The organism is Pseudoalteromonas sp. GB56, assembly GCF_054923835.1.
This window is the reverse complement of record NZ_JBPCHK010000001.1, coordinates 73,588-89,935: the sequence shown is the minus strand read 5'-3', so window position 1 is coordinate 89,935 and position 16,348 is coordinate 73,588. Positions and strand designations below refer to the sequence as shown.

At 45.1% G+C, this 16,348-nt stretch carries 14 protein-coding genes and 1 pseudogene; 7 read left to right on the top strand and 8 right to left on the bottom strand.

The genetic code is table 11. The features are described 5' to 3' along the window. The first annotated feature begins 13 nt into the window (after window positions 1-13). On the top strand, window positions 14-1,765 hold the full coding sequence (locus tag ACH19P_RS00420) for an EAL domain-containing protein (RefSeq protein WP_462156582.1): 1,752 nt from the start codon (window positions 14-16) through the stop codon (window positions 1,763-1,765). Between the two features lie 58 nt (window positions 1,766-1,823). On the opposite strand, the gene ACH19P_RS00415 is transcribed toward ACH19P_RS00420, so the two are convergent. Both ACH19P_RS00415 and rraA read right to left on the bottom strand, forming a co-directional pair. Next, window positions 1,824-2,870, bottom strand: coding sequence for a formimidoylglutamase (locus ACH19P_RS00415; RefSeq protein ID WP_462156581.1), 1,047 nt, complete (start codon window positions 2,868-2,870; stop codon window positions 1,824-1,826). A gap of 9 nt (window positions 2,871-2,879) precedes the next feature. Continuing rightward, entirely contained in the window at window positions 2,880-3,401 is a 522-nt protein-coding gene (gene rraA, locus ACH19P_RS00410; protein ID WP_462156580.1) for a ribonuclease E activity regulator RraA, read from the bottom strand. Window positions 3,402-3,602: 201 nt separating this feature from the next. Here rraA and ACH19P_RS00405 point away from each other — a divergent pair, with 201 nt between their 5' ends. The 3 genes from ACH19P_RS00405 (at window position 3,603) to ACH19P_RS00395 (ending at window position 7,165) form a co-directional block, all read left to right on the top strand. Next, on the top strand, window positions 3,603-4,127 hold the full coding sequence (locus tag ACH19P_RS00405; protein WP_462156579.1) for a phosphatase PAP2 family protein: 525 nt from the start codon (window positions 3,603-3,605) through the stop codon (window positions 4,125-4,127). Beyond that, the gene (locus tag ACH19P_RS00400) at window positions 4,124-5,152 is read left to right on the top strand and encodes an MJ1255/VC2487 family glycosyltransferase (protein WP_462156578.1); all 1,029 of its coding nucleotides are present in this window, start codon (window positions 4,124-4,126) and stop codon (window positions 5,150-5,152) included. Before ACH19P_RS00405 ends, ACH19P_RS00400 begins: the two co-directional genes overlap by 4 nt. A gap of 132 nt (window positions 5,153-5,284) precedes the next feature. Further along, on the top strand, window positions 5,285-7,165 hold the full coding sequence (locus ACH19P_RS00395) for a methyl-accepting chemotaxis protein (RefSeq protein ID WP_462156577.1): 1,881 nt from the start codon (window positions 5,285-5,287) through the stop codon (window positions 7,163-7,165). A gap of 75 nt (window positions 7,166-7,240) precedes the next feature. On the opposite strand, the gene ACH19P_RS00390 is transcribed toward ACH19P_RS00395, so the two are convergent. The 5 genes from ACH19P_RS00390 to priA all read right to left on the bottom strand — a co-directional run bounded on the left by ACH19P_RS00390 (window position 7,241) and on the right by priA (window position 12,421). Further along, entirely contained in the window at window positions 7,241-7,615 is a 375-nt protein-coding gene (locus tag ACH19P_RS00390; protein WP_462156575.1) for a gamma-butyrobetaine hydroxylase family protein, read from the bottom strand. A gap of 38 nt (window positions 7,616-7,653) precedes the next feature. Then, window positions 7,654-8,982, bottom strand: a complete 1,329-nt coding sequence (hslU, locus tag ACH19P_RS00385; protein ID WP_462156574.1) for an HslU--HslV peptidase ATPase subunit — start codon at window positions 8,980-8,982, stop codon at window positions 7,654-7,656. 13 nt (window positions 8,983-8,995) lie between these two features. Continuing rightward, window positions 8,996-9,514 (bottom strand): ATP-dependent protease subunit HslV, encoded by a 519-nt coding sequence (gene hslV / locus ACH19P_RS00380; RefSeq protein WP_347390173.1) that lies wholly within the window; start codon window positions 9,512-9,514, stop codon window positions 8,996-8,998. A 127-nt stretch (window positions 9,515-9,641) separates the two neighbouring features. Further along, complete coding sequence (locus tag ACH19P_RS00375; RefSeq protein ID WP_462156573.1) at window positions 9,642-10,172, bottom strand: SPOR domain-containing protein; 531 nt, start codon at window positions 10,170-10,172, stop codon at window positions 9,642-9,644. Window positions 10,173-10,189: 17 nt separating this feature from the next. Further along, window positions 10,190-12,421, bottom strand: a complete 2,232-nt coding sequence (gene priA / locus ACH19P_RS00370) for a primosomal protein N' (RefSeq protein WP_462156572.1) — start codon at window positions 12,419-12,421, stop codon at window positions 10,190-10,192. Between the two features lie 218 nt (window positions 12,422-12,639). Between priA and rpmE the strand changes: the two genes are divergently transcribed. Further along, window positions 12,640-12,855, top strand: a complete 216-nt coding sequence (gene rpmE, locus ACH19P_RS00365) for a 50S ribosomal protein L31 (RefSeq protein WP_105253238.1) — start codon at window positions 12,640-12,642, stop codon at window positions 12,853-12,855. 464 nt (window positions 12,856-13,319) lie between these two features. Then, a pseudogene (locus tag ACH19P_RS00360) lies at window positions 13,320-14,568 on the top strand (malic enzyme-like NAD(P)-binding protein). Window positions 14,569-14,692: 124 nt separating this feature from the next. On the opposite strand, the gene metJ reads toward ACH19P_RS00360, so the two are convergent. Continuing rightward, window positions 14,693-15,013, bottom strand: a complete 321-nt coding sequence (gene metJ / locus ACH19P_RS00355) for a met regulon transcriptional regulator MetJ (RefSeq protein WP_347390176.1) — start codon at window positions 15,011-15,013, stop codon at window positions 14,693-14,695. A gap of 177 nt (window positions 15,014-15,190) precedes the next feature. On the opposite strand from metJ, the gene metB reads away from it, so the two are divergent. Beyond that, window positions 15,191-16,348, top strand: coding sequence for a cystathionine gamma-synthase (gene metB, locus ACH19P_RS00350; RefSeq protein ID WP_462156571.1), 1,158 nt, complete (start codon window positions 15,191-15,193; stop codon window positions 16,346-16,348).

The window sequence follows — 16,348 nt, the reverse complement described above, 5'->3', positions numbered from 1 at the left end:
TACGATAATAACTATGATAACCAGTCTTCAGCTTGGTGCATTTATTTGCGGTTTATTCATGATGGCGCTCGTCATCAGTGTTGTATTGATCAGTGAACGCAAAGATGGCATCAGCGCGATGTTTTACTCTGTGTCAGGATTGGCATTTATAAGTGGCAACTGGCTGATTGCCAGCGCGCTGCTAATTGCTACTTTTGCCGCTAGATGGTGGTTGGTTTATCGTTACAAAGCGCAAAAGACTTTCTACATCAGATCTGGGCTGGTTGCGGTGCAGCTGGCGTTCGTTATGATTGCATATGGCGTATCATTGCAATCTGCTTGGCTTACTTTGATACCTTTAGTCTTACAGCTAATGGCGTTTATGGACTTAGAGAGCGAGATAGATGAAGAAATTCAAGCTCAAGGCTTCTCGCCAACGCAATCGCGCAGTGAATTCCAAGAGCATACCTTCCCTGTAATATCGTGGTCACATGCCGTCACCCAATATAATACATGGCGTGCAGAACGCAGCACCGACGTGGCTATGCTGTTGGTGCAAATTGAAGGTTATGAACAGTTAAACCGCTTGCTGGGACAAGAGTTTGCAGAACTCATTCTTACACAAAGCCTCGCTCGAATTAATCAGTTAGGTGAACAATTGCAGTCACGCGTCATTAATCTGCAGCGCAACACTAAATTACAGCCGCAAGTGTTCCAAGTTGCCCCTCTTTGCTATGGGCTATTGATTGATTTGGATGAGGAAGCTCACAGTCACGAGCAACTGGCACAACATATTGCAGATGCTATTCAAAAGCCATTCAATTCCCGCCAAGGTGTGGTTGAGTTATCTCCTCGCATTGCCTTAACTAGCGGGCGAGCGTCAGAACTTCCACTGGATGAACTCGTAGGACAAACGTTTAAGACACTGGAGTTTAACCCTGTTCAACGCATTGGTGTCTATGACGTTGGCCTTGAACAAAAAGCGATGGCGCATCGAGCGCAACTCAAGGAATTAACAACGGTCGATTTTGAACAAGACTTTGAATTGTACTTCCAGCCAGTTGTTGGTTTGCCTGAGAACAAATTGCTTTATGTGGAACTTCTGTTGCGCTGGAACCATCCTGAGCGCGGAATTTTAGATGCGCGCGAGTTTATTGATAATCTTCGCGAAGTAGGGCGTGGTTACAAACTTGCATTTTATGTACTTGAACGTGCAGCAGAAATGGCAATGGCGCTAAAAATGGATGGTTTAGCTATGCCTGTGAGTGTCAATTTATTCGGTGAAGAGATTATTCATGATGAATTTGTTGATTTTGCACAACGCATGCTGCTTGAGCATAGGCTGTTGCCGGGTGACTTAATTATCGAGTGTCCATTACCTGTATTGATGTCACTCGATGATGACACTTTGTCATTGCTACGCCGTTTACATCAAGTGGGTGTGCACTTATGTTTGGATGGGTTAGGTGAAACCCCGCTATTTCTCGCGAAATTACCGAAAATCAACTTGGATTATGTAAAGGTTAATCCATCACTAACGGCGGAAGTAGATTACACCAGTGGTAATAAGTCGTTATTAAACGGCCTTATTGATATGCATCGTCACTTAAAGGCAAAAGTTATCTGCCAAGGTATCGAGAGCCCAGCTCAACTAAGTTATATCAAAGAGTTCAGCATTCACGGTGCGCAAGGATATATTTTCACACATCCACTTCGCTCAGATGGCCTGCTAGGTTGGACTCGACAGTGGCATCATAAGCTTAAAAACCAAGAAATTCCGTACTGATTTATTCATTTTAGGCATTAAAAAAGGGCTCAAGAGAGCCCTTTTTTAATGCCTAAAATTAATTTTTTGCTCTTAAGAATGCAATAACCAATGCACTCAGCAGCTGTCCAGCAGCGTTAGCTCCCGCGTAGTAACCATTCGGATCTTGGCTTGGCGCGGCTTCACAAAGGTGCAAATATGCCACCTCTGAGTCCTTACTTGCGTTATACACGTATTGCTCAGCTTCATTTAACGTAAAGCCTCGATAATTAAATGCGCTGGCCGGAGCCAACGTAATGGCATCGATATCCAGCTCAACTGCAAGAGGTGCTTTGTGAACAAAAGCAGTTTTAGCATTTTTCACGCTTTGCGCAATGCTGTGCTCGGCGATTACTTTAAGGTCGTGATAGCTAGTATAGTGATTGCCATAGTGCGCCATGGTCGCAAGGATAGTGCTGTTGTTCTTTTGCTGATCAAGGCCAATGACGTGGTAATTTTTTAAATAACCTTCGCTCGCCGCGTAATGGAAACCATTACCGCTGTGGCGACCTTCAAGTGCTCTAAAGTCACCATGGGGGTCAAGGTTAATTGCATTGATAGCGCTGCCGTGATGCGTAGCACTCGCTTTGAGTAACGGGTAGCAGTTATTGTGCCCGCCACCTATCACGATTGGCACTAATCCCGCTGCTAGCACCGCTGCCATGATAGGCTCAACACGTGCATCAACTTGTGCGCATAATTCACGCAATTGTTCTAAATCCGCGGTATTGCTATTATCCAAATCGCGGCTTTGAGCCTGCAAATCAGAACAATCCACTTCGCCGAGCAGTAAGACATTTTGAACAGGTGTAAATTCATTTACGGGGTAATTAAGAAATTTTGATAAGAATGCTCTGAAACCTTCATCAGCACCCCCTTTACCTAAATTCGCACGGGGGCCTATGTCTTCAGGTATACCGAAGATGACATAACGAATACCAAAGTCCCGTGCATCTTTAAGTGCTTGTGTGAACTCTACTTGCGTGTCGAGCAGAGCAAGTGATTGAAATACACGTTGCTCTGCGTTGCGTGCAGCAACTAAGCCCGCAAGATGGCTTTCGTCATAAATAGTTACTGCATAGTTCATGACAAAGGCTTATTCTTCTGAAATCTCAAGTTCTTCATCTTCTACGTATTCGAGCTCGAGCTCTTCTGCAGAAATAATAATCCCAGTACTGTCGGCATAGAGGTAATCATCTTCATAAAACGACACCCCAGCGAAATTAACAGGCGTACCCTCTTCGCCAGGCGCCATATCATCAGCGGCCACAGGAATTGACGCGATTGCTTGAATACCCAACTCTAGTTCTTCTAGTTCATCGACGTGGCGAACGGCACCGTAAACAACAATTCCTTCCCAATTGTTTTCTACAGCTAGTTCAGCGAGTTCAATATCAATAAGTGCGCGACGCGTTGAGCCACCACCATCCACTAAAAGAACCGAATTAGTGCCATCTTGTTGCAACACTTCGCGAATGAGCTGGCTACTTTCAAAACATTTAATGGTTCTAATTCGACCACAAAAACCACTGCGCCCACCAAAGTTAATAAACATTGGCTCGAGCACATCAACAACATCAGCAAAATGATCACACAGTTCAGAGGTACTATATTCCATCGGACTCTCCTAGGGACTTTGTTGTATCCAGTATACCTAGGTTATGGGGCTTAGCAAGCAAGGTAAACGCAGATAAAGAGCTTTAGAAACAATTAATAATAGTACTGTGTACGTGGAAATATATTTGTCTAAAAAACGTCATGGAACTGTTATTTTCACTGACTATAGTCAAATCAATATGCACATTACAGGTGAAAGGGCATGATACTTGCTCGTCTGGACCGATTTGACAGAGTGTTGTTCAAAGCATTATTTCGAACGCGCTACAAGCGTTGGCAACATCATAGTATTAGATTGTTGTCGCACACAGGCGATGGGATCTTATATGCCTTATTCGCTTTGTATTTGCTTACATACAGTACGCCACAGCAGTTGTCATTGCTGACTGTGCTGCTCATTGCGTTTGTCATCGAACGCCCTATCTATTATGTCGCCAAGAACTTATTTCAGCGTCTGCGCCCCTGTGATGTTATGACCCCAGACGCTCACATCATACCCAGCGATAAATTCAGTTTACCGTCCGGTCACAGTGCTGGGGCATGGGTGTTTGCCGCGGTTGTTGGTCATTTCTACCCAAATGCGGTGCCTTATTTATATCTTTGGGCATCGTTAGTGGCGTGCTCGCGTGTATTTCTAGGTGTGCATTATCCACTCGATGTACTGCTTGGTTCATTACTCGGATACAGCTGTGCCCTTTTTGCATTACTCATTACTGGTACTTTATGAAGATATTATACGGTGTACAAGGCACGGGAAACGGCCACACTACGCGTGCGCGTGTTATGGCGAAAGCTTTCAGTGAAGCTGGTGTTGAAGTCGACTACTTTTTTTCGGGAAGAGATCCTGAGCAATATTTCGATATGCAGGGTTTTGGTCAATACCAAACTCGTCAGGGGCTCACCTTTGTTACTGAAAGGGGGCGGGTCAACGGCTTTAAAACACTCAAAAATGCGGGGGTGTGTGAATTTATAAAAGACATTCGTGCACTTAATTTACGTGGTTACGATTTCGTATTTAATGATTTTGAGCCCATCAGTGCTTGGGCGGCCAAGAGACAAAAAGTGCCAGTCGTGGGCATGAGCCACCAAGCCGCATTTTTATCTGACAGTGTGCCAGTTACAGGCGACAACATTCTTACCAAAACGATGATTCGCCATTTCGCGCCAGCCGATGTGTATCTAGGTGTACATTGGCAACCGTTCGATGAATCTATTATTCCACCATTTATTGAGCACGGTGGACCAGTGGATAGTGAGTATGTTGATAATAAAGTTCTGGTTTATTTACCTTTTGAAGATCTCAATGAAGTGATTGATTATTTGAAAGATTTTCCAGCAAAAGAGTTCTACTGTTATCACCCACAAGCGCAAGATAAATCTATGGCACATATTCATCTGCGTAAACCGTCTCGCGCCGGGTTCCTCAAAGATTTAGCCAGTGCCAGTGGCGTTGTTGCGAATGCAGGGTTTGAACTCTCTAGTGAGGCGTTAACGTTGGGTAAGAAACTACTGCTGAAGCCGTTGACCGGTCAATTTGAACAACATTCCAATGCACTGACATTGCAAAAAATGCAACGGGCTCAAGTAATGCATTATTTGGATCAAGGGGCATTAGATGATTGGCTAAACATGGAAAAAAAGGAACGTATTAACTATCCTCATGATCCAACTGTGTTAATTTCTTGGCTGCTCGCTGGGCAGTGGCAAGAGAGGCAGAGTCTCAATGAACAACTGTGGCAAGGAGTGCTTTAACATTAAAAAGCTAATTATTTAGTGCGGTTTTTGACTTAAATTAAATAATTATCAACAAAAATTATTGCAAGATAATCATGTTGATAGCTAAACTTTTAGGGACATAACCGCCGTAGTAAGAAGGTAAACGCCATGAATTTTATGAAGAAGCTCACTATTAAGCGTAGGCTTGTGGTGAATGGTGCCGTAGTCGCGTTGGCGTTACTTGTACTTTTTGCTGTAGTAATCTACGAAGCACGCGTTATGACCCTTCTTAATGCCACCCTAGAAAATGCAGAAGAGCTCAATGTGCATGAGCTTTCTTTGCGAAAATTTGAGAAGAACTTCCTCTTTTACAAAAATGAAGAGGATTTAGATAAATTCGATCAAGAATTCAAAGCGCTTGAAACGAGAGTAGCCAATCTACGCGAGCAGTTTATAGAGCTAGGCGCTGATACCCAACTTATCGACGAGTTTTCAAAGCATGCCCGTGTTTATCGGGATGACTTTGAGCAAGTAGTCCAATTACAACGCATAATCGGCTTACACCCCAAGGATGCATTGTATGGCGAGCTTCGAGCTGCAGTGCATGAGGTTGAAACCTTACTTAAAGAACAGCAAAACTACGAAATGCTGTCGGAAATGTTGCAGTTACGTCGTGCAGAAAAAGATTTTATGCTGCGGTTGGATGCGAAATACTTAGACAAATTCGAGGAGTACCACAGCAGTTTATCTTCGAATATTCAGCAATCAGGGTTTGATAGTGATTATCGTACTCGCCTGAATACCTTGCTAAATCAATACAGAGACAAATTTACGGCGTTAGTGAGAGCTCAGCAAAAGCTTGGTGTTAATTTGAGCTCGGGTGCATTAGGTGAGTTAGTCCGCTCGGTAGAAACAAGTGACCAGTTCGCGCAACAAGTATTAGCAACGTCTAAAGTCAAAATTGAACAGCAGATGCAAGCGACTCAACTGCTTGCAATGACCATACTCGTAATCGCAGCTGTGGTTGTAACTACGCTATTAATAATGACAAGCCGCGCTATCATTCAACCTATTGACCGTGCTGTGGCGGCCATTGCTAGAATTCGCCAAGATAATGATTTAAGTGTACAAATTGAAACTCATGGCAATGATGAAATAGCGCAACTTACAAACAATATCAATACACTCACGTCTGATTTTAGAGGTTTGATATACAACGTGAATAATGCGTTGGAAACACTGAACAGTGCAACGGAAGAGCTAGCGCAAACAACTGCAGCAACCAGCACAGGAGTTCAGGAGCAGCTGCAAGAGGCAGATATGGTTGCTACAGCAGCTACTGAAATGCAGGCAACGATTCATGATATTTCTGGTAATACCGAGCAAGCTGCGAGTCGGGCACAAGCTACGAATGAAAATGCCGCACAAGGACGACAGGAGGTGGATTCTACTGTGCTACGTATTGCGCAGTTGTCAGATTCGTTGGGTGGTGCTTCTGACGTCGTTGGCCAGTTGGAGAAGGATGCGGACACGATAGGTTCGGTCCTCGATGTAATTCGTGGTATTGCTGAACAAACAAACCTACTCGCGTTGAATGCGGCTATTGAAGCAGCGCGTGCGGGTGAGCAAGGTCGCGGATTTGCGGTAGTTGCTGATGAAGTGCGTTCATTGGCACAACGAACCCAAGATTCTACGCAAGAAATTGAGAACATCATTTCTGCTTTGCAACAGCGTACTCAAGAGGTCGTAACCATCATGCAGCGCTGTCGAGAGCAAGGTGGAGAAAGTGCAGACCAAGCATCGCGTGCGGGGGACCTTTTGAGTTCCATAACTCAAGAGATTGAGACCATCATGGAGATGAGCACTCAAATTGCGGTGGCGATTGAGCAGCAGTCACAAGTAGCTTCTGAAGTTAATCAAAATGTCGTGCGTATTCGCGACATTGCAGAGCAAGCTAGCTCGCATGCCAGCAGTAACGCCCATACGAGTGAAGAAGTGGCAGAGCAAGCCCGCGTATTGCGTGAGGCTGTAGCAAAGTATCGCGTATAAAACCCAGTTAAACCAAGATAAGACTTAATCACTCGAGCCCTACATGAAAAAAACGCCCTTTGTGGCGTTTTTTTGTTAAGGGGTGACGCGAATAGCAATCCCCGATTCACGCCGTGCATTGGCTTGTTTTAGGCGCTTTAAATAGGTCTGCCACAAACTTTGCTCATCATGACACAAATGCGCAAGATAACGGAAACTGTACAAGCCACTTTGATGGCCATCGTCAAATAATAATCGCACAGCATAATGACCCACAGCTTCGATTGAGGTGATGGCTACATCCTTTTTATTGGTTACTAACGTCGCCTGACCTGAATGATGCCCCTGAACTTCAGCCGATGGCGAATGCACACGCAAAAATTCGGCGCTGAGTGTGGAGACTCCGCCTGAGTCAAAATGAATGTCTAGCACTTTTGTTTTGCGATGGTAATGCAAGGTATTAACCAGCATATAGCGTCCTAACTAAAAAGGGCCCGTAGGCCCTCAGATTAAAGAATAAAGCGACTTAAGTCTTCATCTTGTACCAGCATATCAAGATGTTTATTCACGTATTCACCGTCTACGACTAAGCGTGTACCTGCTTTGTCGCTGGCGTCGAACGAAATCTCTTCCATCAAACGCTCCATTACGGTGTGTAGACGACGGGCACCGATGTTCTCGGTTTTTTCGTTAACCTGCCATGCGGCTTGTGCAAGTTGCTCAATCGCATCATCAGTAAATTCTACATCTACTTCCTCGGTTTTCAGTAACGCAATTTGCTGTTCCGTTAATGAAGCATGAGGCTCTGTCAAAATGCGCTTAAAGTCGTCAGCGCTAAGAGCATCTAACTCAACGCGAATGGGTAAACGGCCTTGTAGCTCAGGAATAAGGTCCGACGGTTTCGCCATCTGGAACGCGCCTGAGGCGATAAACAGAATGTGATCCGTTTTTACCATGCCGTGCTTAGTGCTCACCGTTGAACCTTCGATAAGCGGTAATAAGTCACGTTGAACACCTTCGCGGCTAACATCAGGACCACTGCTTTCGCCACGCTTACAAATTTTATCGACTTCGTCCAAGAACACGATGCCGTTTTGCTCAACTGCTTCAATAGCAAGTTCTTTTACGTCTTCTGGGTTAACCAGTTTGGCCGCTTCTTCTTCAACTAAAAGCTTCAATGCTTCTTTGATTTTCAGCTTACGCTTCTTGGTTTTGCCACCAGACATATTTTGGAACATGCTCTGCAGTTGGCTGGTCATTTCTTCCATACCCGGTGGAGACATGATCTCGACATTTGGCCCTTGCTCGGCGATATCGATTTCAATCTCTTTGTCGTCTAATTGGCCTTCTCGTAGTTTTTTACGGAAAGTCTGGCGAGTCGATGAGTTCTCACTTGGTTGAGCTTCACCCCACGCGTCTTTCGCTGGTGGCAGTAATGCATCTAGCACGCGCTCTTCTGCGGCTTCTTCTGCGCGGAAGTGGTGTTTCTTCGCTTGTTGCTCACGCACCATCTTAAATGCGATTTCAACTAGGTCGCGAATGATGGTTTCGACTTCTTTACCAACATAACCAACCTCGGTGAACTTAGTTGCTTCAACCTTGAGGAAAGGCGCGTTTGCTAATTTAGCAAGACGGCGAGCGATTTCTGTTTTACCGACACCTGTTGGGCCAATCATCAAAATGTTTTTTGGGGTTACTTCTTGGCGCAAGCTTTCATCAAGCTGCATGCGACGCCAACGGTTTCTAAGGGCAATAGCCACCGCTTTTTTTGCATTGCCTTGACCGATAATGTGCTGATCAAGTTCGTGGACGATTTCTCTAGGAGTCATTGCTGACATGGTGGCTCCTTAATTACAATTCTTCAATGGTTTGGAAATTGTTAGTGAATACGCAAATATCACCCGCTATCTTAAGGCTCTTTTCAACGATTTCTCGTGCTGATAGCTCGGTATTCTCTAACAGGGCAATGGCTGCAGATTGGGCGAAGTTGCCACCGCTACCAATTGCGATAAGGTCGTGCTCTGGTTGTACTACGTCACCGTTGCCCGTGATGATCAAGGATGCAGTTTCATCTGCTACGGCTAAGAGTGCCTCTAATCGTCGCAGAGCTCTATCACTGCGCCAATCTTTGGCCATTTCCACAGCCGCTTTGGTGAGATTGCCTTGGTGCATCTCCAGTTTGCTTTCAAAGCGCTCAAACAGCGTGAATGCATCTGCAGTACCGCCTGCGAACCCAGCGATTACTTTGCCATTATACAGACGGCGTACTTTGCGGGCATTACCCTTCATTACCGTATTGCCAAGCGACACTTGGCCGTCACCGCCGATAACGACTTTACCTTCACGGCGAACTGAAACTATCGTAGTCATGAGAATCCTTTGCACCCGATGGGTGGCGTTTTCTAAGTCTGATAGCGGGGTAATATGGGCTCTGACAGGGGATTTCAAGGTAAAAAACGAAATCCCCTTTGTTCTAGGTGGGTTTAATGTGTTGGGCTTAGGTCCACAGCCAGATTCCGCAGCCCATGATTTTGGCTTGGCGCTTTAGTTTGTTCTTATCACTCTCTGCGCCGCGTTTTGTCGGGTAGGGGCCAAGGCGCACTTTGTACCACACACCATTACTGCCTTCGGTGCGACGAATTTCAGAAACAAGCCCCGCAAATGCAATTTTAGCTTTGAGTGTTTCAGCTTGTCCGTATGTTCTAAAAGAACCACACTGCATAACCCACGGACCTTGCTGCTCAATTTCTTTTACTTCAACTTCAATCTCAGCTTCTTTGATTTCGTTGATGAACTCAGGCGTAGTTGGTTTTTGAATCACCGTCTTTTGTGGCTCAGGCTGCTTTTTGACTTGCTCAACGACTTCGGGATCTGCGTTATTCTTTATGTACCACAGACCATAGCCAAATCCAGCACACAAAATCACTGCTGCACTGACCAAAAACACTGGAAAGGGCTTTTTCGGTGGCGCCTTTTTCTTCGCGCCGCGTTGGGGTCTTTTACGATTTATGTAGTCGTGTTGCGCCATACGAGTGTGTTATCTCTCTACATCATGTCGATTGGATCTACGTCCAGGTTCCAGCGAACTTTTTGCGCTAATTTATTATTACTCAGATACGTCACCATCTGTCCAATATATGCGTGTAGCGCGCCTCTGTCTTCACCTTGAATATGAAGCTGATATCTAAATTTGCCTGCCACACGTTCCATGGGAGCAGGGATAGGCCCGAGTAATTGTATCTTAGGCACGGGTGTTGCGGGAACTAAATCCGATAAAAAACGCAAAACCAGCGATAAATCATGTGCTTCTGCGCGTAACAGGGCAAGATGTGTGTAAGGTGGTAAGTCTGTATCTTGGCGTTCACTCAGGGCATACCGGGCAAAGTGTTGATAGCCGTTGTTCACTAAATCTTGCAGTAACGGGTGCTCAGGGAAGTGCGTTTGGAGTAACACTGTGCCAGGTTCACCACTTCTGCCAGCTCGACCAGCAACTTGAGTAACTAGCTGCGCTAAATGCTCTGTGGCGCGAAAATCACACGAATGCAGACCTGCGTCCACATCTAAAATAATTACTAAGCTGACATCAGCGAAGTGGTGCCCTTTGGCCAGCATTTGTGTGCCTATGAGTATGCGGGCCCCGCCTTGGTTTATGCGTTCAAGTTCTTCCTCCAAACTGCCTTTTTTACGTGTGGAGTCACAATCGATGCGGCTGATAGCAACATCAGGGAATTGTTCGCTCAATGCTTCTTCTAGTTGTTCAGTACCGCATCCAACGGGATGAATTTGGGTGCTGCCACAATCAGGGCATTGCATCGGCGGTGCGCTTTGTTCACCGCAATGGTGGCACACTAAGCGGCGCATTGATTTGTGATAAGTGGCACTGGTGCTGCAACGAGGGCAGTTGCTTAACCAGCCACACTCATGGCAAATCAGCGACGGCGAAAAGCCACGGCGGTTGAGAAATACCATGACTTGTTTTTGTCTGCCTAACTCACGTTTTATGTAAGCAATACTTGCGTGACTAAGCCCTGATTCAAGGTGTTGGCCCTTGATATCAATCAGCTGATAGTGGTTGTCGGTGGAGGTTTGTGCCCGTTGCGTCAATGACAGCAAGTGATATCGACCTTCAAGTGCACGGTGCAATGTTTCTAATGCGGGTGTGGCCGTGCCTAACACCAGTGGAATACCATGTTGTTGTGCGCGATATGCCCCGAGATCGCGAGCGTGGTAACGTAAGCTATCCTGTTGTTTGAATGAGCTGTCGTGCTCTTCATCAACGATGATCATACCCAGTTTTAAAAACGGCATGAAAATAGCCGAGCGTGTGCCAATAACGATGGCGCAGCTGCCTTTTTGGCAAAAGCGCCAAGTTTGTAAACGTTCATTGTCGGTCAATGCCGAATGCCAAAGCATAATGGGTGTATCTGGAAAGCGGCGACGAAAACGGTTAACAGTTTGCGGGGTTAAGCCTATTTCTGGCACTAATACCAAAGCCTGCTGGCCTTTTCGAATGACTTCTTCAAGGCACTGCAAATAGACTTCAGTTTTGCCACTACCAGTGACTCCTTCCAATAAGAAACTGGCATAACCACTGCTTTGATTGATGCTACTGCAAGCAATCGCTTGTTCATTGTTAAGCTTGGGTTTTGTTGACACTGTGAGCGGGTTGTCGCGCCATTCACTAGAAAACTCAATAGTGAGTTCAGCCAGCTGTTTATCGATAATCGCATCGATAGTGGCCTTGGTGAATCCGAGTGCTTTTACTTCAGTAACCGGCGATTTGCCTGATTTAGCCAACTGAGACAGCAGTGATTGTTGCTTCTTTGCGCGTAACGTGGGCAGTTTTTTGCCTTTTTCAGTCAACTGCAGGTAATTGATGCTGGTTTTATCTATGTCTTCACCCACCCGCAGCGCTTTGGGTAAGGCGGTGAAAATCGTCTCACCTAATGGATAGTGGTAGTAACGAGCGGTAAATTTGAGTAATTCAATGTGCGATGCATCCAAAATAGGTGCGCGGTCGATCACCTCAATAATCGGCTTTATTTTGTCGCTGGCGAGTTCACTTTGGTTTTTAATTTTTACAATCAGTGCACTAAGCTGGCGATTGCCAAACGGAACGCGAACACGCATACCCACCGCGATGTCCTCTGCGTTTACAGACGCAGGTAAGCTGTAGTCAAAACTGCGGTGAAGAGGCACTTTTATTGCTACCTCTACGTAGGTGCAGGTGCTTGATAAGAAAGCTAAATCTGACTGAGTGCTAGGTTGGGATGACAAAGGTCAGCTCACATTGAAGAACGTGTCTCTAATGTACTAAATTCATCGCCTAGTTAATAGCAGCAATTAATGCTTGAACATTAACCGCTAGTTAAATAAAATACGCGGCCTTAAGGGTGCTGAGCATAATTTAACTGGTCTTAGCACATTGAAACTAACGCGTATGGTGCCAAACTCCGGGTTTGGAGAGCGATACGGCCTATTTAGAGGTTATCCCCATGAAAGAAGGTATCCACCCTAAGTACGAAGCAATCACAGCAACGTGCTCTTGTGGTAACAAGTTTGAAACTCGTTCTACTTTGTGTAAAGACATTCACCTTGACGTATGTTCAGAGTGTCACCCTTTCTACACTGGTAAGCAGAAGATTCTTGACACAGGTGGTCGTGTTGACCGCTTCAACAAGCGCTTCGGTGCGCTTAGCAGCAAGAAGTAATTCACTGCTTATTAGAAAAAAGCACCTTCGGGTGCTTTTTTTGTGCCTATCAGTTTCATCCATTTTCGATATTTATCACGCCAACTTCCTTTTGAATTCCCATAAAGTCACACTGTAATTGAGTATTGTGTAGTTAAAAGCTTCTAAATGCAGCAATATTGCAGAAGTGTGTGGGAAATGATTTTTCCGTTCAATTGATATTCTTACAGGTTATATAAATTGAATTTTATATATCGTTATGTATCATTTATGTAGTTTTTACAATCAATCTTGCCTCGTGATGTAGATAAAATTATCGACTACGTTATGGGAAATTAAAATAATTAACCGTGAACTTGGTGCTAACTACGTTTAAATTCGCGCAACAGGATAGACCTGATATTGCTTGGAATGTGAGACTAAAAGCAGTATGGTTTGCGGTATACCTGAACTCTCACAAACATTTCTAGCAGGATATTTAATTCATGTCAGACTTTCGTCAAAAAGCGCTCGATTATCACGCTAATCCCGTTCCTGGTAAAATCAGTATTGAGCTGACTAAAAGTGCAGAAACAGTCAACGATCTCGCCCTAGCTTACAGCCCCGGTGTTGCAGAGCCGGTTCGCGAAATCGCGGCAGATCCAAATAACGCTTATAAGTACACAGCCAAAGGTAATATGGTTGCGGTTATTTCCAATGGTACCGCGATTTTAGGACTGGGAAACTTAGGTCCACTAGCTTCTAAGCCTGTTATGGAAGGTAAAGCGCTGTTATTCAAACGCTTTGCTGGCCTTGACTCAATCGACATCGAAGTAAAACACCGTACAACCGAAGATTTCATTAATACTGTAGAGAATATCGCTGACACGTTTGGTGGTATCAATCTAGAAGACATCAAAGCGCCTGAGTGCTTTGAAATTGAAAAAGCGTTGATCGAACGTTGTAACGTGCCTGTATTCCATGATGACCAACACGGTACTGCGATTGTAACTGCTGCGGGCATGTTGAACGCACTTGAGATTCAAGGTAAAGACATTCGTGATGCACTCATTGTATGTTTAGGTGCTGGTGCAGCTGCTGTTGCATGTATGGAACTGCTCATTAAGTGTGGTGCACAGCGTGAGCACATTTACATGCTGGATCGCAAAGGCGTGATTCACACACGTCGAGATGACCTAAACGAATATAAGCAACTGTTTGCGAACAACACTGACAAGCGTACTTTGCAAGATGTTATTGCTGATGCAGATGTATTTGTTGGTGTATCTGGTCCTGATTTGTTGTCAGCTGAAGGTCTGAAACTAATGGCAGATAAGCCAGTTGTATTCGCATGTTCAAACCCAGATCCTGAAATTAAGCCTGAATTGGCACACAGCGCGCGTACAGATTTTGATCATGGCGACAGGTCGCTCTGATTATCCAAACCAGGTGAACAATGTGCTGTGTTTCCCATTCATTTTCCGCGGAGCTCTGGACGTGCGTGCAACGGCAATTAATGACGAGATGAAGATTGCGGCAGTTGAAGCGATTCGTAGCATTGCCAAAGAGCCAGTCCCAGCTGAAGTCCTGAAAGCATCGGGAGTTACAGAGCTTGAGTTTGGTCCACAATACATCATTCCCAAGCCAATGGACCCTCGTCTATTACCTCGAGTAGCAAAAGCGGTAGCACAAGCAGCTGTGGATTCAGGTGTTGCTCAAGTAGAACTTGCGGCTGATTACATGAACGATAAGTAATCCACTTTCGCAGTACCTTTTTGATAAATAGAGCATATCTATTGGTAGCAAAGTAAAAAGCCCCAACAAGAGTTGGGGCTTTTTTTGTTTGGATACCCAGTTAATAATGTGGGTGTACAGTGTCTTAGTCTTCGCCAATAATAGGTACCTCTAACCCCATCTCTTCCATTATTTTACGTACCTCTTGTGGCACTTTCTCCGGGTTATCTTTACGAAGGTCTTCATCATCAGGCAAAGGCTGCCCTGTGAATGCATGAAGAAATGCCTCACATAACAACTCACTATTCGTTGCATGACGAAGGTTGTTCACCTGACGTCGTGTTCTTTCATCAGTTAATACTTTTAAAACATTGAGCGGGATCGAAACGGTAATTTTCTTTACCTGTTGGGCTTTTTTACCGTGTTCCGCATAAGGGTGAATGTATTCACCGTTCCACTTGGCCATAATTAGAGTCTTATTTTTTGGTCACTTAGGCATCAATAAGGGCGAAATTTTATCGTGTTGGAAAGGATAGTCAAATATTCCTCATTTAGCTATTTAGACGTATAAATGTTTTGACTTCCAATGTTTGTTATTTTAACCTTTTAGACGTCTAAACATCCGCGCCAGTTTGGAGGCACTATGACTAAATTAAAAAATGAGACTATTGCTGTTCGTCACGGGATTGAAGTTGACCAACATCATGGTGCAGTGGTACCTCCGCTTCATTTATCGACCACCTATTCTTTAGCTGACTTTGCGACTAAGCGCCAGTTTGATTATGGCCGCAGTGGCAACCCTAATAGAGATACGCTTGCGCAACTATTGGCGCAGCTGGAAGGTGGTGAGCGTGGCATAATTACGGCAACAGGCATGGCAGCAGTGCATTTAGTGACCCAGTTACTGACTCCTGAAGATACCATAGTGATCCCACACGATTGTTATGGCGGCAGTTATCGTCTTTTCACCTCATTGGCGAAGCGCGGATTATTTAAGTTAGTTGTATTAGATTTGACTCGCCCGGAGTGTTCTCAAGGGATCATCGAGAGTCAGCCGAAAATCGTGTGGATTGAGACACCGAGCAATCCTATCTTACGCTTAACCGATATTCGCCAAGTGTGCGAGGCTGCTCAACAAGTTGGTGCATTGGTAGCAGCGGATAACACCTTCTTATCACCAGCGTTGCAAAGCCCACTGGCGCTTGGCTGTGATATCGTGGTGCACTCCACAACAAAATACATTAATGGCCATTCTGATGTAGTGGGTGGTGCCTTGATCACTAAGACCGCTGAGCTAGGTGAAGAATTGGCATGGTGGGCTAACAATATCGGTATCACAGGCGCCCCATTTGACAGCTTTCTAACTCTTCGTGGCATACGTACGTTAAAGCTACGTCTTCGTCAGCATGAAGAAAACGCCATGGCTGTGGCTGAATTTTTGCAACAACACCCCTGTGTTGAACACGTTTATTACCCTGGTCTTAAATCACATCCGCAGCACGAACTTGCAAAGCAGCAACAAGCAGGATTCGGCGGTATGGTGAGCTTTGATATTAAAGGTGGCCTCAAAGACAGCGCAAAATTCCTGACGTCGGTAAAACAATTTACTCTGGCTCAATCATTGGGCGGAGTGGAAAGCCTCATTTGTCATCCCGCAACGATGACGCATGCAGGCATGGATGCACAAGCTCGATTAGAAGCCGGGGTCGGGGACACCATGATCCGCATTTCTGTAGGTATTGAAGATAAAGATGATCTTATTGCTGACTTAGCACACGCGTTTGCGCAGTTGGAGAGTTGA

What these genes read in the sequence shown, in the direction of transcription:
- ACH19P_RS00420 (WP_462156582.1), top strand. Translation starts at nt 14, where the DNA reads ATGATAACCAGTCTTCAGCTTGGTGCATTTATTTGCGGTTTATTCATG.
- ACH19P_RS00415 (WP_462156581.1), bottom strand. Translation starts at nt 2,870, where the DNA reads ATGAACTATGCAGTAACTATTTATGACGAAAGCCATCTTGCGGGCTTA.
- rraA (WP_462156580.1), bottom strand. Translation starts at nt 3,401, where the DNA reads ATGGAATATAGTACCTCTGAACTGTGTGATCATTTTGCTGATGTTGTT.
- ACH19P_RS00405 (WP_462156579.1), top strand. Translation starts at nt 3,603, where the DNA reads ATGATACTTGCTCGTCTGGACCGATTTGACAGAGTGTTGTTCAAAGCA.
- ACH19P_RS00400 (WP_462156578.1), top strand. Translation starts at nt 4,124, where the DNA reads ATGAAGATATTATACGGTGTACAAGGCACGGGAAACGGCCACACTACG.
- ACH19P_RS00395 (WP_462156577.1), top strand. Translation starts at nt 5,285, where the DNA reads ATGAATTTTATGAAGAAGCTCACTATTAAGCGTAGGCTTGTGGTGAAT.
- ACH19P_RS00390 (WP_462156575.1), bottom strand. Translation starts at nt 7,615, where the DNA reads ATGCTGGTTAATACCTTGCATTACCATCGCAAAACAAAAGTGCTAGAC.
- hslU (WP_462156574.1), bottom strand. Translation starts at nt 8,982, where the DNA reads ATGTCAGCAATGACTCCTAGAGAAATCGTCCACGAACTTGATCAGCAC.
- hslV (WP_347390173.1), bottom strand. Translation starts at nt 9,514, where the DNA reads ATGACTACGATAGTTTCAGTTCGCCGTGAAGGTAAAGTCGTTATCGGC.
- ACH19P_RS00375 (WP_462156573.1), bottom strand. Translation starts at nt 10,172, where the DNA reads ATGGCGCAACACGACTACATAAATCGTAAAAGACCCCAACGCGGCGCG.
- rpmE (WP_105253238.1), top strand. Translation starts at nt 12,640, where the DNA reads ATGAAAGAAGGTATCCACCCTAAGTACGAAGCAATCACAGCAACGTGC.
- metJ (WP_347390176.1), bottom strand. Translation starts at nt 15,013, where the DNA reads ATGGCCAAGTGGAACGGTGAATACATTCACCCTTATGCGGAACACGGT.
- metB (WP_462156571.1), top strand. Translation starts at nt 15,191, where the DNA reads ATGACTAAATTAAAAAATGAGACTATTGCTGTTCGTCACGGGATTGAA.